Raw genomic sequence first — 23,925 nt, 5'->3', positions numbered from 1 at the left:
TCAGGCTCCGGCGAGGATGACGGACCGGGCGAGGTGACGCGGGCGGTCCGGGTCCATGCCGCGTGCCTCGGCGACGGCGACGGCGAGGCGCTGCGCCCGCACCAGCTCGGCCAGCGGATCGAGGCCGCCTGCGACCCACATCCCGCCGGTGGCATGCACCTCGTCGGCCAGGCCTGACGGTGCGTCACCGATCATCCAGGTGGCCGTGCCCCGTGTCGTGATGCTGATCGGTCCGTGCCGGTACTCCATCGCGGGGTACGCCTCGGTCCAGGACGTGGACGCCTCCCGCATCTTGAGTGCCGCCTCGTTGGCGAGTCCCACCGTCCAGCCGCGGCCGAGGAAGGTGAACTGCGAGCAGCCGGTCAGCCATTCGGGGAGCGGCTCGGCCAGCGCGTCGCGGGCGTCGTCCACGACGGCGTCGGTGTGCAGTCCGAGGTGCGCGCGCAGCAGGGTGAGGGCGGAGGTGGCGAACCGCGTCTGGACCACGGACCGTTCGTCGGCGAAGTCGAGGACGACGACCTCGTCGGCGGCGGTCATCACGGGCGTGGCGGGGTCGGCGGTGACGGCGGTGGTACGGGTGCGGCCGCGCAGCCGTGCGAGGAGTTCGAGCACCTCGGTGGTGGTGCCGGAGCGGGTCAGCGCGACGACCCGGTCGTAGCGGCGGCCGCCCGGGAACTCGGAGGCCGCGAACGCGTCCGACTCGCCCTGCCCCGCGCCTTCGCGCAGTGCGGCCGCCGCCTGGCTCATGAAGAGGGAGGTCCCGCAGCCGACGAACGCCACCCGCTCGCCCGCCGCCGGAAGCACTCCACCCTGGTCCGCGGCGAGGTCCGCGGCCCTTCCCCAACACTCCGGCTGGCTCACCAGCTCGTTCGCGACATGGCTCATGTCCGTCCTCACCCTTCGACTGGATGCGTGTTTCTGCAAGATAGCGCGAGATTTCAATCATCTTCAAGCATTGCGAGGGCGCGGCGTGCGCTAAGGTCGCCTTCGAACATTCGAGGAAGGGAGCTGCGGATGTCCCGCGACGCCCGCTGGAAGGCGCTGCTTGAGCTGCTGGTCGAGCAGGGCCGGCTGGACGTCGAGGAGGCCGCGGCGGCACTGGACGTCTCGGCCGCGACCATCCGGCGCGATTTCGACCAGCTCGCCGAGCAGCAGATGCTCGTACGCACCCGCGGTGGTGCGGTCGTGCACGGCGTCTCGTACGAGCTGCCGCTGCGCTACAAGACGTCCAGGCGCGCGGCGGAGAAGCAGCGCATCAGCGCGGCGGTCGCCGGGCTCATCTCGCCGGGCGAGGCGGTCGGCTTCACCGGTGGCACGACGACGACCGAGGTCGCCCGTGCGCTGGCGGCACGCCCCGACCTGGCTTCGGGCTCCCCCGCGCTGACGATCGTCACCAACGCCCTGAACATCGCCAACGAGCTGGCGATCCGGCCCCAGTTCAAGATCGTCGTGACGGGCGGCGTGGCCCGTCCGCAGTCGTACGAGCTGATCGGCCCGCTCGCCGACGGTGTGCTCAGCCAGATCACCATGGATGTCGCGGTGCTGGGCGTGGACGCCTTCGACGTGGTCAACGGCGCGTCGGCGCACGACGAGGACGAGGCCGCGATCAACCGGCTGCTCTGCGAGCGCGCACAGCGGGTCGTCGTCGCCGCTGACTCCAGCAAGCTGGCCGCCCGCGCGTTCGCCCGTATCTGCGCCACGGACCAGGTGGACACGCTGGTCACCGACGGCGCCGTGCCCGACGAGACCGCCGCCGGTTTCACGGAGGCGGGCGTGACGGTCATCCGGGCGTGACGGGCATCCGGGCGTGACCGCCCCGATAGGGGCTATAACTGGACCATGATCATGCACGTGGTCGCGCTGGACGACTGGCTCTCCATCCCGGAACGGGCGTACGCGCCCAAGTCCCTCTTGGTGGAGGGCTTCGTCCACTGCTCCCCCGACGAGGCCACGACGCTCGCGGTCGCCAGCGCCTACTACCGTGACGTCCGCGGACCGTTGATGGCGCTGCTCATCGACGAGCGCAAGCTCCTCGCCCCGGTCCGCCTGGAGCCCGCGGGCACGGCCCCGCCACCGGGTGTCGCCCCCGGCACCCTCTTCCCGCACGTCTACGGGCCGATCGACCGGACGGCGGTCGACGGGATGCTGGAGATCCAGCGCGACGAGACCGGTAGCGCTGTGGGCTTCACACCCTGGGCATGAGCCCGGGCAGGCCGCACCCGGCCCCGAAGCCGGGACCCGACCAGCCTTGACGGGCCGCTGTCCGTACGGTCGACGGGCTGCTGTCCGTACGGTCAGGTGTCCTTGTCCTCGGGTGGCAGCCAGCGCCGGACCGCGCCGCTGCCCGGTACGAGGCGGTCGACCACTTCGGCCAGTTCGCCGCACGCCTGCTCGATCTTGCGGCGGATGGTGATCTGCTCGGTGACGATCGCGGCGAGCAGCAGACCGGTCAGTGCCGCCGATCCGTTGAGGGCCTGCAGGGTTCCCATGGTCGCGAAGAGGCTGTGGCCGGCGAAGGGCCCCACCGCGTCGGTCGCGGCCGAGATCGCCAGGACGGACACGATCAGGACGCACGGTGCGACACCCGGCAGCTGGAAGCGCAGCGCCGCCCACATCAGCAGCGGAAAGACGAGAAACAGCAGGGGGGCGGAGCTTCGCGTGACGACGGCGGTGACGACGGTGACGCTGGCGGCAAGACACGCGGCCTCGGCCCACCTGGCGGGCCTGACCCCCACGGGCATCCGGGCCCTACGGCAGACGAGCAGCAGCGGGGTCACCACCAGGACCCCCATGGCGTCGCCCACCCACCACGCCGACCAGACCGGCCAGAAGCTGTCGGGCGGAAGTACGCCGGCGAGCACCAGCACACCGGCCCCGACGGTCGCGCTGATCAGCATCCCGGCCAGGGCCCCCAGGAAGACGAGCGCCAGCCCGTCACGCAACCGGTCCAGCTCGGTACGGAAGCCGACCCGCCGCAGCATCAGGTACGCGCAGACCGGCGCGAGGCTGTTACCGGCGAGGATCCCGAGGGAGAGCGGCCGGAACGGACTGATGGCGAGGATGACGAGGAGAGTGCCGAGGGCGATCCCCGGCCAGATCCGGAGCCCGAACCAGAGCAGACAGCTCAGCGCGATGCCCGTGGGTGGCCACAGCGGCGTGACGATCGCGCCCTCGATCACCACCTGCAACGTGAGCCCGACGCGTCCTGCCGCGTAGTAGGCGGCGGCGACGGCCAGCATGAGCAGGACGACGGTGCCGAGACGACGGATTTCCTGGGTACGGACCACACCAGTCATCACACAACCTCACCCTGTCCGACGCCATCCGGGACACGCGTCGGCGGGTTCGCCGCCTCAGCCGGACCGGCGTCGAGGTCCCGCGTCATGACGCAGGACGAGCACGGCGGCGTCGTCGCAGTGGTCGGTGAACTCGGCCGCCTTCATTACCTCGGCGGCCAGCAGATCGGCATCGACATCGGCGTCGATCCCTGCCCCGACCAGCCGGGTCACCCGGCTCAGGCCGGTCTCGATCGGCACGGTCGGCCCCTCGATCACCCCGTCGGTCAGCAGCACGAAGGCTCCGGACTGGGTCAGCGGGCGCCGGGTCACCGGGTACACCTCGCCCGGTTCGATACCGAGCGGCAGCCCACCGACGTCGGAAGCTGTGCCGCTGCAGCCGTCGGCCGTGGCCCAGACCGCCGGTACATGCCCGGCCCTGGCGCTCTCGAGGACCCACGTCGTCGGGTCGAAGCGGAGAAAGCTGCAGGTCGCGAAGAGTTCGCGGGACACGGACACCAGCAGGTCATTGGCCCGGCCCAGCACTTCGCCCGGGTCGGTGCACGCCGTGGCCACGGCGCGCAGTCCGATGCGGACCTGTCCCATGAAGGCGGCGGCTTCGACGTCGTGCCCCTGGACGTCGCCGACGGAGAACCCGAGCGACCCGTCGGGCATCAGGAAACCGTCGTACCAGTCGCCGCCGATGTCCAGACCGTCGCGGGCGGGCGCGTACCGGGCGGCCGTCCGCAGACCGGGCAGGGACGGCAGCGTACGCGGAAGCATGTCGCGCTGCAGGGCCTCGGCGAGGTCCACCCGGGCGCGATGCGCCTCTGCCCCCTCCCGCGCCTGTGCGGTCAGCAACCCGAGCGCGGTCAGCAGATCGTCGGCGCTCGCCGACCGCGGGGGACGACGCCGCGTCATGGACCTCTCCGGATTTACGACAGTTCCAGCGCCCTGCGGAAACCGTCGTTCATCTTACTTCCGGGGTGCGACGGCCGCCTGGTGACGTCATGGCCACGGCGCTCGCCCCTCGCTCACTGTGCGGCGCGACCCGCCGCCTCCCGCGCCCGGAGTACGGCGGCGATGCGACGGCACCAGTCCCTGTTCTCGCGCTCGAACGCCAGGCCGCGCAGACAGGTCAGATACGGTCCGACGCGCTCGCCCCGGGCGAGGAACTCCTCCTCGTCGGCGGCCCCGCGCATCTTCCGCAGCATCGTGCCGAACAGCTCGATCCTGGCCTCGGACGCGGTCGCTCGCTCCTCGAGCTGATCGATCACGGGTCCGGTGTCGATCCGGTCGGCGGCCTGGACCTTGACGAGCAGGTCGTCCCGGATGAAGGACGGCTTCGACACGGCGGCGGCGAACCGCTCCAGCTCCTCGTGGCCGGCGTCCGTGACCCGGAACAGACGTTTGTTGGGGCGGTTCTCCTGGATCACCTGGCGTCCGGTGACCAGGCCTTCCTTCTCCAGGCGGGTGAGCTCGGCGTACAGCTGCTGGGGCAGGGCGTGCCAGAAGTTGGCGACGCCGACGTCGAATGCCTTGGCCAGCTGGTACCCGCTGTACTCACCGTCGAGCAGCGCCGCCAGTACGGCGTGTCGCAGGGCCATCGTCGCCGCCCCTTCCCTTTCGTCGTCCGTATGCCTCATCATACTCAAGGATCTGACTAGTCAGTTTCTTGAGTAGTAACCAATAACCAGACCAGTAACCAGTCATCAGATGAACCGGTGCGGCGATGAACGCGACGACACGCCGCCGGGACGAGGGGACACACCATGGAGACCGCTGAACGCTTCCGTGCCGCCGTCGAGCAGCGCGACCTCGGGGCACTGGACGACCTGTTCACCGAGGACATCCGCCTCTACAGCCCCGTCAAGTTCACGCCGTTCGAGGGCAAGGCGATGGTCATCGGCCTGTTCGGCGTGCTGCTGCGGACCTTCGAAGACTTCCGCTACGTCGGACAGTTCGCCGGCACGGCCCGGACGAGCAAGGACGGCACCGAGGCACCGTCGGAGATCCTGATGTTCCGGGCGACGGTGAAGGGCCGGGAGATCCATGGCATCGACCTGCTGCAGTTCGACGACGCGGGCAAGGTCAAGGAGTTCACCGTGATGGTCCGCCCGCAGTCGGCGGTGCACGCGCTGGGCGAGGCGGTCCTCGAAGGGCTGGTGGCGGACGGCCTCGTCACGGGGTGAAACCGCGCTTCGTACTGCGTTCTCCGGTTCCGCCCGCTCCCCTGGGCACGTACGCCTCGGTGCAGGGCGGCGGGACCGGTACCGGCCCGGCGGGGTACGGCGGGACCGGTACCGGCCTGGGCCGGATCACCGTTCGGTTTCAGTGCTCCGGTGGCTAGCGGCGTACTTCCGCTGTGAGCCTGCTCCGTACCCGCTGCTCGTGGAAGAGCCGCCCCACCAGCGCCGCCCCGTAGACGACGAATCCCACTCCGACGAGCCAGGACTGAAGAACCAGGACGGTTCCGAAAGGGCCGTACGTCACGGCGTTCGACGCGATCAGCGGGGAGAACACGAACTGCGAGAACACCCTCAGCCCGAGCAGTCCCAGCGCCGTCGCCACTGCTCCGGGAGCCAGCGCCCGCCAGCGGATACGGCCGCAGAGCAGCAGCCACTGCGACCACCAGAAGAAAAGGAACGCACCGAACACATCCCCCGTGGCGACCAGGGCGGTCTCCGGGGCGGACGCCGCCTCGCGCGTGGATGTCGAGACGAACAGCAGCAGTGCGCAGATCAGTACGGCCAGCCAGACGACATGGCGCCACATGGTGTGCCAGCGAGCCGTCGGCAGGTCCCACGCCCGCTCGTACCCGGTCTGCACGGCGGATCCGAAGGTCACGCCGAACGCGGCCAGGGCAGCGAGACCGAGCGCCGTGGTCCGTTGCAGGGCCTGCCCCGGCTTGCCGAAGAGCTGCTCGACCTCCTCCTGCGAGACCTGCGACACGCCGAGCCCCTGCACCAGCCACTTGGCGAAGCCCTGACCGCTCGCCAGGTCGGCCGCCGCGACGACGACCAGCAGCGGCACGAGGGTGAGGAAACTCAGCGCCGCGAAACCCATGGCACGGTGCATCAGCTCCATCTCACGGCCGCGGTTCCAGGCGAGCCCGACCACCGAGGTCTGCACGCGCTGGTGGAACCGCGTGAACCAGCGGCCGGGGTACGCCTCGGCATCTTCCGGCACACCGAATCTGAAGGGCATGTGCCGTCGACTACCCGCAAGCGCGGCCCGGGCAGTCCGGCGTGCCCCCGAACGGGTGTCTTCCGGCCCACATCGAGCTCCCTTCGCTCGGAACCGGTGGTGGCGCACAGGCCCAGTCGATTCGGCCGAATCGATGGCCGGTGACGCAGAACCCACCCGTACCGGTCCGCACCGGTCCTCGTACGGCGGGGCGGACCACGACCGGTCGCCCGAGAGGGTGGCGCGGTGCTAGAACTGGGACATGATCGGACGTCCCCGCCGGTCCTGGCTGACGGCGGTCATGCCGTCCAGCCGCCCGCGGTCACGTGATCAGCGTGCCCGCAAGGGGTGGCGGCGGAGTCTGCGAACCGGGCCGAGCGTGCACAGCCTCGCCACACAGGTCTTTCTGCTGCAGGCGCTCGTGATCATCCTGCTCGTGGTCGGCGCGACGGTCGCCCTTGTCCTGCAGGCCCGTTACGACAGCGAGCAGGACGCCCACAACCGTTCGCTCGCCGCGGCGGAGACTTTCGCGCACGCACCGGGCACGGCGGCCGCGCTGCAGTCCCCCGACCCGACGGCCATCCTGCAGCCCGCCGCCGACAAGGCCCAGCGGGGCTCGGGGGTCGACTTCATCAGCGTGCTGAGCAAGGACGGGATCCGCTACACGGACCCGGAACCCCAGCTGATCGGAAAGCGCGTGGAGGGCGACTTCACGCGGGCGGCCGCAGGAGAGGCGTTCACCGAGTCGTTCGAGGGCCGGCCGCACGACGCGGTACGGGCCGTCGTCCCCGTCATGGACCCCAGCAGACGGGTCGTCGGCATGGTCAGCGCGGGCATCCAGATCGCGAACGTCCGCGATCTGCTGGACCGGCAGCTGCCGCTCGTGCTCGCGTCCGCCGCCGGCGCGCTGGCGCTCGCCACCGGTGGCGCGGCGCTGGTCAGCAGGCGGCTGCGGCGCCAGACCCATGGCCTGGGCCCGGCCGAGATGACCCGGATGTACGAACACCATGACGCGGTTCTCCACGCGGTGCGCGAGGGCGTCATGATCATCGGTGGCGACGGGCGGCTCGTCCTCGCCAACGACGAGGCGCGGCGGCTGCTCGATCTGCCCGCCGACGCGGACCGGCGGCATGTCACGGAGCTGAACCTGGGCCCGGGAATGACCCGGCTGCTGGAGGCTGGTGAGGAGGTCTCCGACGAGGTGTTCCTCTCCGGAGACCGGCTGCTGGCCGTCAACACCCGGCCCACGGCCCCGTACGGCGGGGTGCCGGGAGTGGTCGCGAGCCTCCGTGACACCACCGAACTGCGGGCCCTGTCGGGACGGGCGGAGGTGGCCCGGGAGCGTCTGACGTTGCTGTACGAGGCAGGCGTGCGGATCGGCACCACACTGGATGTGCGCCGGACGGCGAGGGAACTCGCGGAAGTGGCCGTTCCCCGGTTCGCCGACTTCGTCACGGTGGAGTTGCTCGATCCCGTCCTGCGCGGCGATGAACCGACGGGCTCACTGGGTGAGATGCGGCGGGCGGCGCTCAGCGGCATCCGTGAGGACCATCCGCTCCAGCCGGTCGACGATCTGATCCTGATCAGTGTGACCCCGATGACCACGGCGCTCGACAACGGCCGGGCGCTGCTCGAACCGGATCTCAGCGCGTCCGAGACCTGGGGGAGCGAGGACCCGGAGGGGGCACGGCAGGCGCTGGAGTACGGGATCCGCTCGCTGATCACGGTGCCGCTCCAGGCCCGCGGCGTCGTGCTCGGCCTGGTCAACTTCTGGCGGTCGGGCGACGTCCCGCGGTTCGACGAGGACGACACGTCGTTCGCCGAGGAGCTGGCGGCCCGGGCGGCGGTGGCGATCGACAACGCGCGCCGGTTCACCCGTGAGCACGCGATGGCGGTGACCCTGCAGCGCAGCCTGCTGCCCCGCGATCTGCCGGAGCAGGATGCCCTGGATGTGGCCTGGCGCTATCTTCCCGCCCAGGCCGGGGTGGGGGGCGACTGGTTCGACGTGATCCCCCTGCCGGGTCTGCGGGTCGCTCTCGTGGTCGGCGATGTGGTCGGGCACGGCATGCACGCGGCGGCCACGATGGGCCGGCTGCGTACGGCCGTACTCAACTTCTCGTCCCTGGACCTGCCGCCGGCCGATCTCCTGGCCCACCTCGACGATCTGGTGATGCGCATCGACGCCGACCAGCCGACCGAGGAGGACCGGGCCACGGTGACCGGCGCGACCTGCCTGTACGCGATCTACGACTCGGTCAGCGGCCGCTGCACCCTCGCGCACGCCGGGCACCCCGGGCCGGCCCTGGTCGATCCGCGCAGTGGGGTGACGTATCCCGAGCTGCAGGTGTCACCGCCGCTCGGCATCGGCGGGCACCCGTTCGAGGAGACCGAGCTGGACCTGGCGGAAGGCAGCCGGCTCGTGCTCTTCACCGACGGCCTCGTCGAGGACCGCCGCCGGGACATCGACGAGGGACTGGAGCTGCTGCGCACCGCGATCGCCCCGCCGGGACTGACGCCCGAGGAGACCTGCCGTGCCGTGACGGACGCGATCCTTCCCGACCAGCCCAGCGACGACATCGCACTGCTCGTCGCCCGTACGCGTCTGCTGGCCTCCGACAGGTCCGTCGTCTGGGAGGTGCCGTTCGACGCGTCGGCCGTGTCCCGGGTGCGTGCCGAGGCCGGGCGGCAGCTCGCCGTGTGGGGTCTCGAGGAGTCGGCCTTCGCCACCGAGCTCGTCCTCAGCGAGCTGCTCACCAACGCCCTCCGTTACGGCACCGAGCCGGTCCGGGCCCGCCTGCTGTACGGGCACACGCTCATCTGCGAGGTCTCCGACGGCAGCAACACCTCTCCGCATCTGCGCCGCGCCGCCACAATGGACGAGGGTGGCCGTGGCCTGTTCCTGGTGGCGCAGTTCTCGCAGCGCTGGGGGACGCGCTACGTGAGTCCCGGCAAGATCATCTGGGCGGAGCTGGCACCGGGCGGCGCGCTGCCGGAGGAACCGGTGATGGCGTTCGACGAAGAACTGGCGTGGTGAGGCCGCACCCCGACGGACCGGAGAGGGCCGGGGCCGCACGAAGAGACTGCACGAAGGGGGCGGGCGGGCCGGTCCCGGACAAGACCCTAGGGCTGGACGACGGGCCGGGCCTCCACGCCGGAACGAGGCTGCTGATGAGCGCCGCTCGCGATCATCCGCACCTCACCGCGGTCACTGATCTCCGCCTGCACGATGCCGGTGTCGTCGGTGTAGATCGGATGGCCGCCGGCCCCCTTGCGATCCGTGCGGTGCACCACCACCGCGTCCTCGCTCCCCGGCACCCGCTCCGCCCCCGCACCGGCGAAGACCAGCTCAAACACATCGTCCCGGCCCATGTCGCTCTCCTCTGCCGTGAAGCCGCACGCCGTGTCCGGCATCAGCCTGGATGGCCACTATCTGAATGGCCACTACCTGAATGGCCATTATCCGACTTTTAGCACCATTTCGAGCGCTGAGTGCCAGTACGACGACCGAGCGGCACCGGCGTTCAGAGGCGCGCGTGGGCGGTGATGTCCTCGTCGAACTGCTCGATCATGGCGGGTGTCACCGTGGGCCGGCACTGGGCGATGACCGCGAGATGGTCCTCGGTACTCGCACCCGGCGCCCGGCGCTCCGCCGCACCGCCCGCGATCGCGTGCAGATCCCGCTCGAAAGCGGTCTGGGCGGCGATCCGGGCCGCGTGCTCGATGTCCGCCGGAGTGAACTGCTCGCTGGCCGCGACCAGCGCCGTCACATCCACGTCGGACCGGCCGTCCGCGTACCGGGACCAGATCGCGGCGCGCGCCGCCTTGTCCGGCGTACCGATCGGGATCAGATAGTCGAACCGCCCCGGGCGCAGGAACGCCGGATCGAGCGACCGTACGGAGTTGGTGGCGCACACGAGCAGACGCTCGTCGCCCTCCCGGAAGCCGGGTATGAGGCTAGGGGCGCGGCCGCACGGGGTCCTGCTCCGCCGTGGACAACCCCCGGGCGGGAAACGCGACGTTCCGTACGTAGCCAGGACGGCCTCCCGTGCACCGTCGGACCAGGCCGTCGCGACAGGACGCGTTCGTCTCCACGGTCGCGGCCTGGCCCCGGGAGGGGCTTCCGGAGGCGCAGATCGCCGAGCTGTGCGGGACGCTGAGGGTGCTGTCGCCGGCCCCGGTCTTCGAGGTGAACCGCGCGGTGGCGGTCGGCCGGGCCGCCGGGCCGAAGGACGGCCTGGAACTGCTCGCGCCCTTGCTCGAGGATTCCCGGCTGACGCGCTATCAGCCCCGGTACGCCGCCCAGGCTGAACTGCTGCGGCGCGCCGGCGACCACGAGGCCGCGCGACACGCCTACGAGGAAGGTCTCGATCCGCGCGTTCAGCAGATGCGCGGCAGCTGCTCGCCGAGCGGAAGGTCGACGACGCGCGTGCCGCCGAGTCCGGTGCGGGCCACCACCATCCCGGGGTGTGCCTCGACCACCTCGCCGATCACCGCGGCCTCCCTGCCCAGGGGGTGCGCGCGCATGGCCGCCAGGACCGCGTCGGCGTGCTCGCGCGGGACGAACGCCACCAGCTTGCCCTCGTTCGCGACGTACATCGGGTCCAGGCCCAGCACGGCGCAGGCGTTGGCGACGGCGGGCGGGACCGGGACGGCGCGCTCCTGGACGACGACGCCCGTGCCGGAGGCCACCGCGATCTCGTTGAGAGCCGCGGCGAGTCCGCCGCGCGTCGGGTCGCGCAGGACGTGCAGGTCGGGGGTGACCGCGAGCATCGCCTCGACCAGGCCGCCGAGTGCGGCGCAGTCGCTCTCGATCTCCACGCCGAACTCGAGGCCCTCACGCACGCTCATGATGGCCACGCCGTGGACGCCGATCGCACCGCTGACGACCACCACATCGCCGGGGGCGGCGCGTTGCGGACGCAGATCGACACCGGGCGGGATGAGGCCGATGCCCGAGGTGTTGATGAAGATGCCGTCGCCGTGGCCCGCTTCCACGACCTTGGTGTCGCCCGTGGCCACTTCGACTCCGGCCGCGCGGGCGGCGGCGCCGAGGGCATCGGCCACGAGGGCGACGACCGCGAGCTCGACGCCCTCTTCGAGGATGAAGCCGCAGGAGAGATACGCGGGCCTGGCACCGCTCATGGCGAGGTCGTTGACCGTGCCGTTGACGGCGAGGTCGCCGATGCTGCCGCCGGGGAAGAACAGCGGCCGCACCACGAAGGAGTCGGTCGAGAACGCCAGCCGCGCGCCGCCGAGTTCGAGCGCCGCGGAGTCGCCGAGACCGGCGAGCACGGTCCCGCCGAAGGCCGGGGCGAAGATGTGCTCGACCAGTTCGGCGGACATGGCACCGCCACCGCCGTGGCCCATCACCACACGGGGCTGGTCACGGAGCGGAACGGGGCACGTCCACGCCAGGAGGTCCGGTGCTTGGGTGGTCTCAGACAACGGGGCTGCCTTCCAGGGACGCGGCCGTCAGATCCAGCCGCCGGTAGAGGTAGTAGGCGGCGCACGCGCCCTCGCTGGAGACCATGGTGGCTCCGAGCGGCGTGCGCGGGGTACAGGTGGTGCCGAACGCCTCGCACTCGTGGGGCTTCAGCAGGCCCTGCAGGACCTCGCCGCTGCGGCAGGCGGCCGGCTCACGGGTGTCGACGCCGGTCACCGAGAAGCGGTGCTCGGCGTCGTACTCCCGGTAGCGCGAGGACAGCCGCCAGCCGCTGTCGGGGATCACCCCGATGCCGCGCCAGGCGCGGTCGGTGACCTCGAAGACGTCGTCCAGCATGGCCCGTGCGGCGGGGTTCCCCTCGGGCCTGACGGCACGCGGGTAGGCGTTGTCCACGGTGTGCTCGCCGCGCTCCAGCTGCTGGACCGTCCTGCGCACGCCTTCCAGGATGTCCAGGGGCTCGAATCCGGTCACCACGATCGGGACCCTGTACCGCTCGGCGAGCTCCGGGTATTCGCCGACGCCCATCACGCTGCAGACGTGACCGGCGGCGAGGAAGGCCTGTACGCGGCAGCTCGGGGACCGCATGATCGCCTCGATCGCCGGGGGCACGCGCACATGGGACACCAGCAGGCTGAAGTTCGGAATGCCGAGTTTGCGGGCCTGGTACACCGTCATGGCGTTGGGGGGTGCGGTGGTCTCGAATCCGATCCCGAAGAAGACGACCTCGCGGCCGGGGTTCTGCTGGGCGATCCGCAGTGCGTCGAGGGGCGAGTAGACCACGCGTACGTCGCCGCCCTCGCCGCGCACCTGGAACAGGTCGCGTCCGGTGCCTGGCACCCGGAGCATGTCGCCGAAGGAGCAGAAGATCACCCCGGGACGGGAGGCGATCTCCAGTGCCTTGTCGATGACCTCCAGCGGTGTGACACACACCGGACAGCCCGGGCCGTGAATCAACTCGACCTCGTCCGGGAGGAGTTGGTCGATGCCGTGCCGGATGATGGTGTGGGTCTGGCCTCCGCAGACCTCCATCAGCGCCCAGGGCCGGGTCACGGTGGCGCGGATGTCGTCAAGCAGCCGCTCGGCCAGGGCGGGGTCCTGGAATTCGTCGATGTACTTCACCGCTGGGCCTCCCGCGGCGCTCCGCCGTCGGCGGGCCGCTCCGCCGCACCGGCCTCGGCAGCGGCCAGCTCCCAGGGGTCGCCGAACTCCTCCTGGAGCATCCCCAGGCTCTCGAAGAGCTTCAGCGTCTGCCGTGCCGACTCCTCGTCCAGCCGTTGCAGGGCGAATCCCACATGGACGATGGCGTATTCGCCGACCTGAAGGTCCGGCAGATACTCCAGGCACACCTCCTTGACCACCCCGCCGAAGTCCACGGTGGCCATGCGGGTGCCGTCCCGGTCCTCAATGCCCAGTACTTTGCCGGGTACCGCCAGGCACATCCGTTCCTCCTCGCTGTTGTGCTGCCACGACGAGCTGGCCGAGCGCCAGCCCTCCGTCGTTCGGGGGGACTCTTCGGTGGCGCAGCACGGTGAACCCGTCCGCCCGCAGCGCTCCCGCGCAGGCGGAGGAGAGCAGTGCGTTGGCGAACACTCCCCCGGTCAGGGCCACGGTCTCCAGGCCGTGCCGCTCGCGTGCGCCGGCGCAGAGCGTATGGACGAGACGGGCGACCGCGGTGTGGAAGCGCGCCGCGACAACGGGGGCGGGGGTGCCCGCGCGTACGTCGTCGACGACCGCCGCCAGTACGGGTGCGGGATCGGCGGTCAGCGCGGCGGCGGTCCCCGGGTCCGGCGGGCACAGCGTGAAGGCGTAACCGTCGCCGTTCCCGCCGGCGCCGGTCACCGCGGCGGCTTCGAGCTCGATGGCGGCCTGGGCCTCGTATCCGGCCCGGTGGCACACGCCCGCCAGGGAGGAGACGGCGTCGAACAGCCGGCCCATGCTGGAGGTGGGAACACAGTTCAGTTTCCGTTCCAACTGACGTTCCAGCAGGCGCAGTTCGCCCGGCGGACAGGCTTTCACACAGGGCAGGTCCCCGGCCCGCTCGATGCCCGCCGCACGCAGATGCGCGAGTGCCATACGGTACGGGCGTTCCACCGACGCGTCCCCGCCGGGGAGCGGGACGTACGCGAGGTGCGCGTACCGGATGAATCCGGCGTAGTCCGCCAGCAGGATCTCCCCGCCCCACACCGCGCCGTCGTCGCCGTAGCCGGTGCCGTCGAAGGCCACCCCGATCACCGGCCGGCTGCCGTCCAGGCCGTGCTCGGCCATCGTGGCCGCGACATGCGCGTGGTGGTGCTGGACGCGCAGGAGCGGCCGGTGCCCGGCGTGGCGGGTGGCCCACTGCCCGGAGCGGTATCCGGGGTGGCGGTCGGCCACCAGCAGCCCGGGTCGCACGCCGGTGATCGTCTCCAACTGGTCCTCGGCGCAGGCGAAAGCGTCCTGCGTGGCCAGGTCGTCCATGTCGCCGATATGGGCGGAGAGCCAGGCCTTGCGGCCCTCGCCGAGGCAGAGCGTGTTCTTGAGGTCGCCACCGACGGCGAGGGCCGGCCCCACGGAGACCGGCAGCGTGAGCGGCAGCGGGACATAGCCGCGTGAGCGGCGCAGCATCAGCGGTTCTCCGTCGCAGACCCGGACCACGGAGTCGTCGCACGGCACATGGATGGGGCGGTCGTGCATCAGCCAGGCGTCGGCCAGGTGGGCCAGCCGGTCCAGTGCGTCCTCGTCGTCGGTGACGATCGGCTCCCCGGCGAGATTGCCGCTGGTCATGACGAGCAGGCGCGGTGCCGTCTCTCTCTCGCCGGGGAGCCCGAGCAGCAGATGGTGCAGCGGGGTGTACGGGAGCATGACGCCGAGGTCGGGGCTGCCCGGGGCGACCGCCGCCGCGAGCCGCGGGGCCCCGGTCCGCGGCAGTGGTTCGGCCCGGCGGCGCATCAGGACGATCGGCCGGACACTGCCGCTGAGCAACTCCCGCTCCACGGCGCCGGCATGCACGAGGTGCTCGACGTCGGCGATGTCCCTGGCCATCAACGCGAACGGTTTGTCTCCGCGGCACTTGCGGCGGCGCAGTGTCTCCACCGCCCCCGCGTTGCTCGCATCGCAGGCCAGGTGGTAGCCGCCGAGGCCCTTGACGGCGAGGATCGCCCCCTCGGACAGGAGCTCGCGCGCCTCGCCAACCGGATCCGCCTCGAGCGGTCCGCCCAGGCTCCGGTCGTTCGGGTCGGGGGCGATCACGTGCCGGGGCCGCAGCCCCGGAGCGGCGGGCGCCACGATCAGCCGCAGCCGCGGCCCGCAGGCGGGGCAGGCGACCGGCTGGGCGTGGAAGCGGCGGTCGGCCGGATCGGCGTACTCCCGGGCGCAGTCCGCGCACATCGGGAAGCCGGCCATCGTCGTGTGGTCGCGGTCGTACGGCAGGCCCGTGACGATGGTGAAGCGCGGCCCGCAGTGCGTGCACGTGATGAAGGGGTGCCGGTGGCGCCGGTCGGCCGGGGCGGAGAGTTCGGCGAGACAGTCGGCGCACGTGGCCGTGTCCGGGGAGACGAGGGTGCGGACGGGGCCGTCCGCGGGCTCGGAGGCGACGATGGTGAATCCGCTTCCGCCCGTCGGGGGTACTTCCTGGTCGTGCACGGACTCGATCCGGGCCAGCGGCGGGGCGTCCTCGGCGATGCGGGCGCAGAACCGGGCCACGGCGAGCGGCGCGCCCTCCACCTCGGCGACGACGCCGTCCCCGGTGTTGGTCACATGCCCGGTCAGATCCAGCCCGGTGGCAAGGGTGTAGAGGAACGGGCGGAATCCGACGCCCTGCACCACGCCCCGTACGGTGACCCGGCGCCGCTGTGCCGTCTGCGCGGCGGCGATGCCCTGATGTGTGGCGGTCACGAGCGGGCCCGCGCCATGACCGGCGCGTGGACCGCGGCGCCCTCGGCGGCCGCCATGGCCCGGTCGAGCAGCTCTCCGGCGCCCTCCCCCGTGCGCACGGACGTCAGGACCACGTCCACACCGGGGTTGACCTGTTCGACATGGGCACGGAACGCCGCCTCGTCGAAGGCGACGGCGCCCGCGATATCCGTCTTGGTGACCACCACGAGGTGGGCCAAGCCGAAGGCCGTGGGGTACTTCAGCGGCTTGTCCTCGCCCTCGGTCACCGAGGCGAGGACGACTCTGAGCGATTCACCGAGGTCGTAGGAGGCGGGACAGACGAGATTGCCGACGTTCTCCACGAACAGCAGCCGGGTGTCCATGGGGAGCCAGCCGTCGAGCTGCCCGGCCAGCATCCCGGCTTCCAGATGGCACAGCCCGTCGGTGAGCACCTGCTTGACCGGGACGCCCGAGCGGGCCAGGCGTACGGCGTCGTTCTCGGTGGCCAGATCGGCCGTCAGGGCCGCGACCGGCACGCCCCGTTCCCGTGCGAGGAGCAGTTCGCCTTCCAGCAGGGCGGTCTTCCCGCTGCCGGGGCTGGACAGGAGGTTGACGACCGTCGTGCCGCGGGCGGCCAGCTCCGTGCGCAGTGTGTGGGCTGTCGCGTCGTTCTTGGCGAGCACCGCCTGCTGCAGATCGACAACTCGGCACATGGGTCAGCTCTCCTCGGTGATCGATGCGCGGATGCGGCCGTCCGCCGGGTCGTCGTCCCACTCCACGCCGGTGATGCGCAGCTCACGGCCCGAGACCAGTTCGGCAGTCGCCCGGCCGCACGCCGGGCAGCACAGCCGCGGGGGCATGCCCACCGCCCAGTCGTCCGCGCACGGTTCGCAGCGGGCCCGGCCGGGGACGGGTTCCGCGACGAGTTCGGCGCCTTCCAGCACGGTTCCGGCGCAGGCCAGTTCGAAGGAGAAGGTGAGCGCGTCGGGGACCACTCCGGCCAGCTCGCCGACCTGGAGTCGCACGGTCCGCACCGCGGTGGCGCCATGGGCGCGCGCGGCTTCCTCCACCTGGTCGACGACGGCCAGCGCGATGGACATCTCGTGCATCGGTCTCCGTCCTGCGCAGCGGTCGGCCGTTCGCGCCCATTACAAGGCTGGGACGCGGCTCCGGCCGACCGGCACGCCGGGAGCACACGGCTGCGTACGCCGTTCGGTTCAGCCCCCGGGGTGACCGCGCACGCGCGGGGCCCCGACGCCCTCGTCACATCGTGCGGATGCGCACGTACCGCTTGAAGTCGGGGAAGAGCCCCTTGACGAGAATCGCGAGTGCGGTGGCGACGGCAGCGCCGCCGATGATGCCCTTGACCTTCATGATCTTCTCCTCATCTCACGGCTTCGTGCTGCACCAGTTGCGTGACCATCCGTACGGCCTCCGGTACCGCGGCGGCCACCTGCGGGCTGAGTCCGATGCCCTCGTCGACGCAGGCGGGTTCGCAGCCCACGACGAGGGTGCGGCGCGGCGGCGTGCTGCCGGTGCCTGCGCACAGGGTGTCCAGCAGGGCCAGGACGGCGTCGGGCGACATCCGGTGGCCGTCGAGGGGCACGCTCTCCGCTCCGCCGCCGCCCGGCGTTCCGGGCTCGATCAGATACAGCGTTCCGGGTTCGCCGCCGCGCGCCGTCGCGTCGACGAGGACGAGCGTGTCGTATCCGTCGAGGATCCGGTAGGCGAGGTGGACGCCCCGGATTCCGATGTCCGCCACTTCGACATGGCCGGGCAGCGGCTGCTCGGTGAGCCGGCGTACGGTCTCGACACCGAAGCCGTCGTCACCGAGGAAGATGTTGCCGACGCCCGCGACCAGCGTCCGGGCACTGTCCTGCGCGGGGCCGTTCACGCGTCCTCCAGGGCTTCGACCTCGTCGGGCTGGAAGTACAGGAACCGGCCCTGCTCGCGGCGGATGTCGGCACCGGGATCGCCCTCGACGGTCACCGCGATGTGCACACCGCCGTCCACGTCGTGCAGGACGGCCTCGACCTGCGCGCTGCGGCCGTGCAGGAACAGGTCCTGGGCGTCGCTGTGACGCAGCCCCGGCCGCAGCAGGACCCGGCTGCCCGCGCTCACGGGCCGCCCGTCGATCATGACGTGATCGCGGGCCGGGTCGACGCTCGCGTCGCTGCCGGGGTCCCACCAGGGCGTCTCCGGCCGTACGACTCCGTGCTCGGCGCGATCCGCGGGGCCGGTGACCTCCCGCAGGCTGCGCACCGCGCCGTGCAGGCGTTCCAGGACCTCGGGGGGCATGGAGTCGGCCAGGTCGATCACGGCCGCGGCCCGCTCGTCGGTGCCCCTGGCCTCTCGCTTCTCCTCGTCGGTGAGGGCCGCGGTGCGCAGCGCGAGGATCTCGTCGATCTCGGTGGCGTCGTACAGGGCACCCGGGCTCTCCGGCGCGATGGCCGGGTGGTCCTCCAGGATGATGGGCGAGGAGAGCACGAGGTCCGCACGGCCCCTTTCGCCCGCGAGGACCGGCCAGGTGTGCAGATTCCGGCAGGACGCGACGGCCGCCTTGGCCCACTCGGGCGGGTCGGTCATCGAGAGGAACGCGCCGGTGTCCAGGCAGAGCAGCAGATGGGTCGCGACCAGGGAGTGCGGCAGGGCGGCGTCCCGTTCGGCGCCGGGCCCGGGCGCCCAGGCGCTGGTGTTCTCCACGACGGCGGTCAGCCTCATCGTCCGGTAGGGACCGTCGAGTTCGGCGGCGGACAGGCGTACGACACCGCTGATCTCCTCGCGACGGCGGACGAGCCGCCCCACGGTCCGCCCGGCGCCGTCCCGTACGGCTTCGGTCTCCTCACGCGCGGGCCGGGTGAAGGGGAAGGCCACTTCGTCCCCCGCCAGCTCGGCGACCGGGACGGCCAGTTCGACGCGTTCTTCCACACCCTCGTCCCAGGGCACCAGGACGCGGTCGTCCAGATGCAGCTCGGGCACGGTCACGAAACCGCCGTCGTCGTCCGTCTGCTGGACGATGCGGCGCTGGGTGTGCAGGAAGCGCACCTCGACCGCGAGGGTCGCGTCGCGCTTCGGTTCCATCAGGCATTCGGTGTGCTGGAATTCGTGCTCTTCGCAGGCTGCGCTCCACGCGGGCGGCACGAGCACCCCGAACTGCCAGCGCAGCCGGTTCTTGGCCGCCGAGGCCCGGTACGGGTACAGCACATAGCCTTCGAAGAGCACGGCGTCGGCGACCTGCCGGGCGATGGCGAGCCGCGCGTGCGTCGCCGGGGGAAAGGCCGCGGTGGTCATGGTGCCGTCCTCCCGCCCGCCGCGCCGTCCGCGTCGGCCGTGCCGAGGAGCTCCTCCACCGTCGCCTCCCAGGACGGCAGCGCCCTCCGCGACCGGAAGGCGAGCAGGGCGTCCATGGTGGCGCGGGGCAGCCGGATCCAGCCGCAGCCGGGGAAGTGCTGCTCGACCATCTCCCGCCAGACCTTCACGGGCATCCGAACGGTCGTCTCCCGGTCCCAGGGCACGGGCTCGACGTGGAATCCGCCGGCTCCGGTGAAGGCACTGCCCGAGAAGAGCATGAGCAGGGGTACGTCGCCGCCGGCCAGCGCGTGGACGTAGCGGGTCGCGGCGATGTCCATGTCGTACGTGCAGGGCACCACGAGGTCGGTCTCGGTTTCCCCGGTGAAGCCGGGGACCATGAGGGAGACCTGCGCGAACTGCACCGGGTGGAGCGTGCCGGCCCAGCGTGAGCGCTCTCCGAACAGATCCGTCAGGCCTTCGGCCTCGTCGGGCTCGTATCCGCGGCGGGCGGGTTCGATACGCAGCTGGCAGCGCAGCGCGAGGGCGTGGACCCTGGTTCCTCCGGATGCGGTGATCCGTAGCCGGAAGACGAGGGTGGGTCCTGCGGCGTACGGGTCGGCGCGAACGTCGGTGCAGCTGAAGGTGAACTCAGTCATGGCAGTCATGTCGGTCGTGGCATTCATGGCCGTCATGGCCGGCTCCCCTGTGGCACCTTGGCCCGCTGTCGTACGTGAGCGAAGAAGGCGTCGAGATCGGCGCGGGCCTCGGCGCCGCCGTCGAAGCCCTGCCAGCGCAGCCGCATCCGGCCCACCAGTTCGTAGGCGTTGTCGATCGGCACGAGGTAGCACTCGGTGCGACCGTCGCTCCGGCGCAACAGCAGGGCTTCCACGTCGGGTTCGAGCAGTGCGGCGAGCCGGGTTCCGGCGAGGACGGCCTGCCAGGACGACGGCTCCAGTTCGCTCTCGGTCGCCCCCGCCGGGCTCGGGTAGAGCGCGACGAGCCGGTCGAGTGCGGAGTTGCGGAAGAAGAAGGCGACGCCAACGGGGATCCCCAGCAGTTCCCAGGCGTTGTCGTCGAGCCGGTGGCCGGGGTCGGTGAGGAAGCGGCCCGGGACCGCCCGGAAGCGGCCCTGCGAAGTGCCCGGACGGTCCAGCAGCCGGGCGCACGGGTCGCAGGCGCAGGCCAGCGCCCGGCGCTCGGTGTCGACGAGATGCCGGTGGCACTCCTCGGCCACGGGCACCCCGCACAGCTCGCACCGCTCCTCGCGGGGCGGCTGGGGCGTGGTGAAGCGGCGCAGGCCCCGGGGGCCGGGGGCGCCCGGCACGGTGCGGATCGCGCTCATCGCACCGTGACCGTGGAACGGCCCGCGGCGGAGGCGTCGGGCGGGCCGGAGCCGATCTGGAGCAGGGCGGGCTCACGCGGGGCGGCCGTCTGATCCAGTTGCACCGCGGTCACTTCGGGTGCGAAGCAGGCAAGTGCCTCCACGGCGGCCTGCCGGGCGACTTCCTGGGTGCTCGGGCACCCGCAGCCTGTCGAACCGGTGACCCGCAGCCGCAGGACGCCGGTCACCTCGTCGAACCCGGCCGACTCGATGGAGTGCCGGACGCTGCGCAGGGCGCGCGCGATCCGGGTGGGGACGTCTTCGGGGTGCAGCTCGTGCAGCACGAGCAGGCTTGCGACCAGTTCGTCTTCGTACAGGCCGGCGCGCGGATCGCCGCCGGACGGCCCGGTGGCGGGGTGGCCGAGCAGCTCTATGGCTCTGGCCAGACCGGCGCCGTAGAAGTCCATGAGGACCCGCACGAGTTCCTCGGCCGCCGCGCACGCCTGCTCGTCGCCGGTGGCGGCCAGCCGGTCGAGGACCTCCTCGACCCGCCGGCCGGCCTGCTCCGCGTTCACCGCGCTCATCCGGCGAGGCCGCTCAGTCCGGTGGGCACATGCATGGACTTCACCGTCCTGCCGTCGCCCACGTACATGTGGACGCCGCACGGCAGACAGGGGTCGAAGCTGCGGACGGTGCGCATGATGTCGATGCCCTTGAAGTTCTCCGGGGGGTTCTCCTCGAAGATGGGCGTGTTCTGCACGGCGTCCTCATAGGGTCCGGGCGTGCCGTAGGAGTCGCGGGTGCTGGCGTTCCAGGGGGTCGGCGGATAGGGGTGGTAGTTGGCGATCTTGCCGTCCCTGATGACCATGTGGTGGGAGAGAACGCCGCGCACGGCCTCGGTGAAGCCGACTCCGATGGACTCGTCCGGCACGTCGAACTTCTCCCAGGTCTGGGTGCGTCCTGCGCGCACCTCGTCCAGACCCTTCTCCGCGCAGTACAGGGCGACGGCCGCGGCGTAGGCCTGGAAGTAGGTGCGGGCGCGGTTGCGCTCCAGCGCGTTGCTCCACCGCGGGATCTTCCACTCGAAGGTGGTCTCCGGCTTGGTGAGCGTGCGCGGCAGGTTGATGACGACGCTGTGCCCGGTCGCCTTGACGTAGCCGATGTCGACGAGTCCCGACAGGGCCGTGGACCAGAGGCGGGCGATGGGGCCGCCGCCGGTGTCCAGGGGCAGGTGGTCCTTGCCGTCGAACCAGCGCGGGGACATCACCCAGCTGTACTTGTCGTCGAAGTCCCGTTTCTGCGGCGCCGGGATGGTGTGCTGGTTCCACGGATGGCGGGGATCGATGGGATTGCCGAGCGGGTCGTGGGTGACGAACTGCTCCTGGCCCTCCCAGTCCTCGTAGTACGAGCTGCCCAGCAGGATCCGGATGCCGAGGTTGATCTGGGTGAGGTCGTTGGTGACCAGCTTGCCGTCGACGATGACACCGGGGGTGACGAACATCTTCCGTCCCCAGTCGGTCATGTTGGCGTACGTGAAGTCGCAGTACTCGGGGTCGTTGAGCGCTCCCCAGCAGCCGAGCAGCACGCGCCGGCGGCCGACCTCCTCGTACCCGGGCAGCGCCTCGTAGAAGAAGTCGAAGAGGTCGTCGTGCAGGGGGACCACGCGCTTCATGAACTCGACGTAGCGCATGAGGCGGGTGAGGTAGTCCGTGAACAGCTGGACGGAGGCGACCGTGCCCACGCCGCCCGGGTAGAGCGTGGAGGGGTGCACATGGCGGCCCTCCATCAGACAGAACATCTCCCGGGTGTAGCGGCTCACCTGGAGGGCCTCGCGGTAGAACTCACCCTCGAGGGGGTTGAGGGAGCTCATGATGTCGGCGATGGTGCGGTAGCCGTGCTCGGCGGCGTGTGGCGCCTCGGTGCGCTGCGCCTGTTCCCAGACGCCCGGGTTGGTCTCGCGGACCATCTTCTCGCAGTAGTCGACCCCGACCAGATTCTCCTGGAAGATGTTGTGGTCGAACATGTACTCGGCGGACTCGCCGAGGTTGATGATGTACTCGCCGAGGTGCGGCGGCTTCACGCCGTAGGCCATGTTCTGGGTGTAGACCGAACAGGTGGCGTGGTTGTCGCCGCAGATGCCGCAGATGCGGCTGGTGATGAAGTGTGCGTCGCGCGGGTCCTTGCCCCGCATGAAGACGCTGTAGCCGCGGAAGACCGACGAGGTGCTGTAGCACTCCGCGACCCGCTTCTGCTTGAAGTCGATCTTTGTGTGAATGCCGAGACTGCCCACGATCCGCGTGATCGGATCCCAGGACATCTCCACCAGGCCGTCGCCGGTCGTTTTCGCCTGTGTCGCCATTGTGTGTGCGGTGCCCTTCTTCACGTCTTCAAGCAGGAGAGGGGGTGGTCGGTGTCCTGGTGGTCGGTCACCACGGCGGGCGGTAGCCGGTGGTGATCTTCTTGCCCGTGTGCCGCCACTTGGGCTCCTTGTCCACGGTCCTGGCCGTGATCGAGCGGAGCCTGCGGACGACTGCTCCGTACGCTCCGCTGGACGTGGTGGAGATACGAGCGCCGGGCGGCTCGTCCATGAACGGCATGAACTTGTCGGGGAAGCCGGGCATGGTGCAGGCGATGCAGATGCCGCCCACGTTGGGGCAACCGCCGATGCCGTTCATCCAGCCGCGCTTGGGCACGTTGCACTTGACGACGGGGCCCCAGCAGCCGATCTTGACCAGGCACTTGGGCGAGTCGTACGTCTCGGCGAACTGACCCTGCTCGTAGTAGCCGGCACGGTCGCAGCCCTCGTGCACAGTGGCGCCGAACAGCCAGGTCGGGCGGAGCTTGTCGTCGAGCGGGATCATCGGCGCGGACCCGGCCGCCTGGTAGAGGAGGTACGTCAGCGTTTCCGCGAAGTTGTCGGGCTGGATCGGGCAGCCGGGCACGCACACGATGGGGATTCCGGCCTTGGACGTCCAGTCCCACCCCAGGTAATCGGGCACGCCCATGGCACCCGTCGGGTTGCCCTGCATCGCATGGATGCCGCCGTACGTGGCGCAGGTGCCGGCCCCCATGACGGCCAGGGCCTTGGGGGCGAGCCGGTCGATCCACTCACTGGTCGTGATGGGCTGGCCGGTCTCCGGATCGTTGCCGAAACCGCACCAGTAACCTTCCTGCTTGATGGACTCGTTGGGCACGGAGCCCTCGATGACCAGCACGAACGGGTCGATCTCACCGCGCTCCGCCTTGAAGAACCACTCGATGAACGTGTCGGCGCCGCCGACCGGGCCGCTTTCGAAGTCGATCAGCGGCCAGTGCACCTGGATCTTCGGCAGTCCGGGCAGTGCGCCGAGCGCGATCTCCTCGATGCTGGGCTGCATGGCGGCCGTCAGGGCGACCGAGTCGCCGTCACAGCTCAGGCCCGCGTTGATCCAGAGAATGTGGATCGGTGACTCGTCCGTGGCGGCCGCGCCGGACGAGCCGGCGGCGTCGACCGCGGTCGGCGTTGCTGCATCCATGGGGATGTCTCCTGGGGGGTATACGACAAAGACCCTTAAGCG

Annotated in this window: 24 protein-coding genes and 1 pseudogene; 4 read left to right on the top strand and 21 right to left on the bottom strand. The window is 71.0% G+C overall.

The genetic code is table 11. From position 1 onward, the window contains the following. Nucleotides 1-885 (bottom strand): SIS domain-containing protein, encoded by an 885-nt coding sequence (locus AC0699_RS24225; protein ID WP_478663744.1) that lies wholly within the window; start codon nt 883-885, stop codon nt 1-3. A gap of 129 nt (nt 886-1,014) precedes the next feature. Between AC0699_RS24225 and AC0699_RS24220 the strand changes: the two genes are divergently transcribed. Together AC0699_RS24220 and AC0699_RS24215 are read left to right on the top strand one after the other, a co-directional pair. Further along, nucleotides 1,015-1,794: a DeoR/GlpR family DNA-binding transcription regulator gene (locus tag AC0699_RS24220; protein WP_469769805.1), complete on the top strand. Its 780-nt coding sequence runs from the start codon at nt 1,015-1,017 to the stop codon at nt 1,792-1,794. 45 nt (nt 1,795-1,839) lie between these two features. Continuing rightward, nucleotides 1,840-2,202 carry a DUF952 domain-containing protein gene (locus AC0699_RS24215; RefSeq protein WP_478663742.1) on the top strand — a complete coding sequence of 121 codons (363 nt, stop codon included), beginning with the start codon at nt 1,840-1,842 and terminating at the stop codon, nt 2,200-2,202. Between the two features lie 92 nt (nt 2,203-2,294). Here AC0699_RS24215 and AC0699_RS24210 read toward each other — a convergent pair whose 3' ends face one another. From AC0699_RS24210 to AC0699_RS24200, 3 genes are all read right to left on the bottom strand, one after another. Beyond that, the gene (locus AC0699_RS24210) at nt 2,295-3,296 is read right to left on the bottom strand and encodes an MASE1 domain-containing protein (protein ID WP_478663739.1); all 1,002 of its coding nucleotides are present in this window, start codon (nt 3,294-3,296) and stop codon (nt 2,295-2,297) included. Nucleotides 3,297-3,353: 57 nt separating this feature from the next. Next, nucleotides 3,354-4,196: a PP2C family protein-serine/threonine phosphatase gene (locus tag AC0699_RS24205; protein ID WP_478663736.1), complete on the bottom strand. Its 843-nt coding sequence runs from the start codon at nt 4,194-4,196 to the stop codon at nt 3,354-3,356. Between the two features lie 113 nt (nt 4,197-4,309). After that, entirely contained in the window at nt 4,310-4,882 is a 573-nt protein-coding gene (locus AC0699_RS24200; RefSeq protein WP_478663733.1) for a PadR family transcriptional regulator, read from the bottom strand. Nucleotides 4,883-5,047: 165 nt separating this feature from the next. Here AC0699_RS24200 and AC0699_RS24195 point away from each other — a divergent pair, with 165 nt between their 5' ends. Then, nucleotides 5,048-5,467: a nuclear transport factor 2 family protein gene (locus tag AC0699_RS24195; RefSeq protein ID WP_478663729.1), complete on the top strand. Its 420-nt coding sequence runs from the start codon at nt 5,048-5,050 to the stop codon at nt 5,465-5,467. 154 nt (nt 5,468-5,621) lie between these two features. Here AC0699_RS24195 and AC0699_RS24190 read toward each other — a convergent pair whose 3' ends face one another. Then, nucleotides 5,622-6,482: a YhjD/YihY/BrkB family envelope integrity protein gene (locus AC0699_RS24190; RefSeq protein WP_478663726.1), complete on the bottom strand. Its 861-nt coding sequence runs from the start codon at nt 6,480-6,482 to the stop codon at nt 5,622-5,624. 241 nt (nt 6,483-6,723) lie between these two features. Between AC0699_RS24190 and AC0699_RS24185 the strand changes: the two genes are divergently transcribed. After that, nucleotides 6,724-9,495, top strand: coding sequence for a SpoIIE family protein phosphatase (locus AC0699_RS24185; protein WP_478663724.1), 2,772 nt, complete (start codon nt 6,724-6,726; stop codon nt 9,493-9,495). An 86-nt stretch (nt 9,496-9,581) separates the two neighbouring features. Here AC0699_RS24185 and AC0699_RS24180 read toward each other — a convergent pair whose 3' ends face one another. The 16 genes and pseudogenes from AC0699_RS24180 to AC0699_RS24105 all read right to left on the bottom strand — a co-directional run bounded on the left by AC0699_RS24180 (nt 9,582) and on the right by AC0699_RS24105 (nt 23,883). Beyond that, entirely contained in the window at nt 9,582-9,830 is a 249-nt protein-coding gene (locus tag AC0699_RS24180) for a DUF6296 family protein (RefSeq protein ID WP_478663721.1), read from the bottom strand. Between the two features lie 152 nt (nt 9,831-9,982). After that, nucleotides 9,983-10,414 (bottom strand): annotated as a pseudogene (locus AC0699_RS24175) (AAA family ATPase); the annotation flags it as partial. 424 nt (nt 10,415-10,838) lie between these two features. Next, complete coding sequence (gene hypE / locus AC0699_RS24170) at nt 10,839-11,828, bottom strand: hydrogenase expression/formation protein HypE (RefSeq protein WP_478663815.1); 990 nt, start codon at nt 11,826-11,828, stop codon at nt 10,839-10,841. 70 nt (nt 11,829-11,898) lie between these two features. Next, nucleotides 11,899-13,023 carry a hydrogenase formation protein HypD gene (gene hypD, locus AC0699_RS24165; RefSeq protein WP_478663717.1) on the bottom strand — a complete coding sequence of 375 codons (1,125 nt, stop codon included), beginning with the start codon at nt 13,021-13,023 and terminating at the stop codon, nt 11,899-11,901. After that, a complete protein-coding gene (locus tag AC0699_RS24160; RefSeq protein ID WP_453659373.1) occupies nt 13,020-13,343 on the bottom strand; it encodes a HypC/HybG/HupF family hydrogenase formation chaperone in 324 nt (107 codons plus the stop codon). Before AC0699_RS24160 ends, hypD begins: the two co-directional genes overlap by 4 nt. Beyond that, nucleotides 13,306-15,777, bottom strand: coding sequence for a carbamoyltransferase HypF (gene hypF / locus AC0699_RS24155; protein WP_478663712.1), 2,472 nt, complete (start codon nt 15,775-15,777; stop codon nt 13,306-13,308). Before hypF ends, AC0699_RS24160 begins: the two co-directional genes overlap by 38 nt. Then, complete coding sequence (gene hypB, locus AC0699_RS24150; RefSeq protein ID WP_469769816.1) at nt 15,774-16,469, bottom strand: hydrogenase nickel incorporation protein HypB; 696 nt, start codon at nt 16,467-16,469, stop codon at nt 15,774-15,776. Before hypB ends, hypF begins: the two co-directional genes overlap by 4 nt. Before the next feature lie 3 nt (nt 16,470-16,472). After that, the gene (hypA, locus tag AC0699_RS24145) at nt 16,473-16,865 is read right to left on the bottom strand and encodes a hydrogenase maturation nickel metallochaperone HypA (protein WP_478663709.1); all 393 of its coding nucleotides are present in this window, start codon (nt 16,863-16,865) and stop codon (nt 16,473-16,475) included. 154 nt (nt 16,866-17,019) lie between these two features. Beyond that, a complete protein-coding gene (locus AC0699_RS24140) occupies nt 17,020-17,130 on the bottom strand; it encodes a DUF6893 family small protein (RefSeq protein ID WP_478663707.1) in 111 nt (36 codons plus the stop codon). Between the two features lie 10 nt (nt 17,131-17,140). After that, nucleotides 17,141-17,650, bottom strand: a complete 510-nt coding sequence (locus AC0699_RS24135; RefSeq protein WP_478663704.1) for a hydrogenase maturation protease — start codon at nt 17,648-17,650, stop codon at nt 17,141-17,143. Then, nucleotides 17,647-19,047 carry a hypothetical protein gene (locus AC0699_RS24130; RefSeq protein WP_478663701.1) on the bottom strand — a complete coding sequence of 467 codons (1,401 nt, stop codon included), beginning with the start codon at nt 19,045-19,047 and terminating at the stop codon, nt 17,647-17,649. Before AC0699_RS24130 ends, AC0699_RS24135 begins: the two co-directional genes overlap by 4 nt. Then, nucleotides 19,044-19,703 carry a DUF6084 family protein gene (locus AC0699_RS24125; protein ID WP_478663812.1) on the bottom strand — a complete coding sequence of 220 codons (660 nt, stop codon included), beginning with the start codon at nt 19,701-19,703 and terminating at the stop codon, nt 19,044-19,046. Before AC0699_RS24125 ends, AC0699_RS24130 begins: the two co-directional genes overlap by 4 nt. A gap of 32 nt (nt 19,704-19,735) precedes the next feature. Beyond that, on the bottom strand, nt 19,736-20,389 hold the full coding sequence (locus AC0699_RS24120) for a DUF5947 family protein (protein ID WP_478663699.1): 654 nt from the start codon (nt 20,387-20,389) through the stop codon (nt 19,736-19,738). Beyond that, a complete protein-coding gene (locus AC0699_RS24115; protein ID WP_478663697.1) occupies nt 20,386-20,952 on the bottom strand; it encodes a hypothetical protein in 567 nt (188 codons plus the stop codon). Before AC0699_RS24115 ends, AC0699_RS24120 begins: the two co-directional genes overlap by 4 nt. After that, nucleotides 20,949-22,727 (bottom strand): nickel-dependent hydrogenase large subunit, encoded by a 1,779-nt coding sequence (locus AC0699_RS24110; protein ID WP_478663695.1) that lies wholly within the window; start codon nt 22,725-22,727, stop codon nt 20,949-20,951. The genes AC0699_RS24115 and AC0699_RS24110 overlap by 4 nt, the downstream gene beginning before the upstream one ends. 67 nt (nt 22,728-22,794) lie before the next feature. Then, nucleotides 22,795-23,883 (bottom strand): NADH-quinone oxidoreductase subunit B family protein, encoded by a 1,089-nt coding sequence (locus tag AC0699_RS24105; protein ID WP_478663693.1) that lies wholly within the window; start codon nt 23,881-23,883, stop codon nt 22,795-22,797. Nucleotides 23,884-23,925 lie beyond the last annotated feature (42 nt).

The organism is Streptomyces sp. NPDC043870, assembly GCF_056435785.1.
This window is presented reverse-complemented; position numbering and strand designations above follow the sequence as displayed.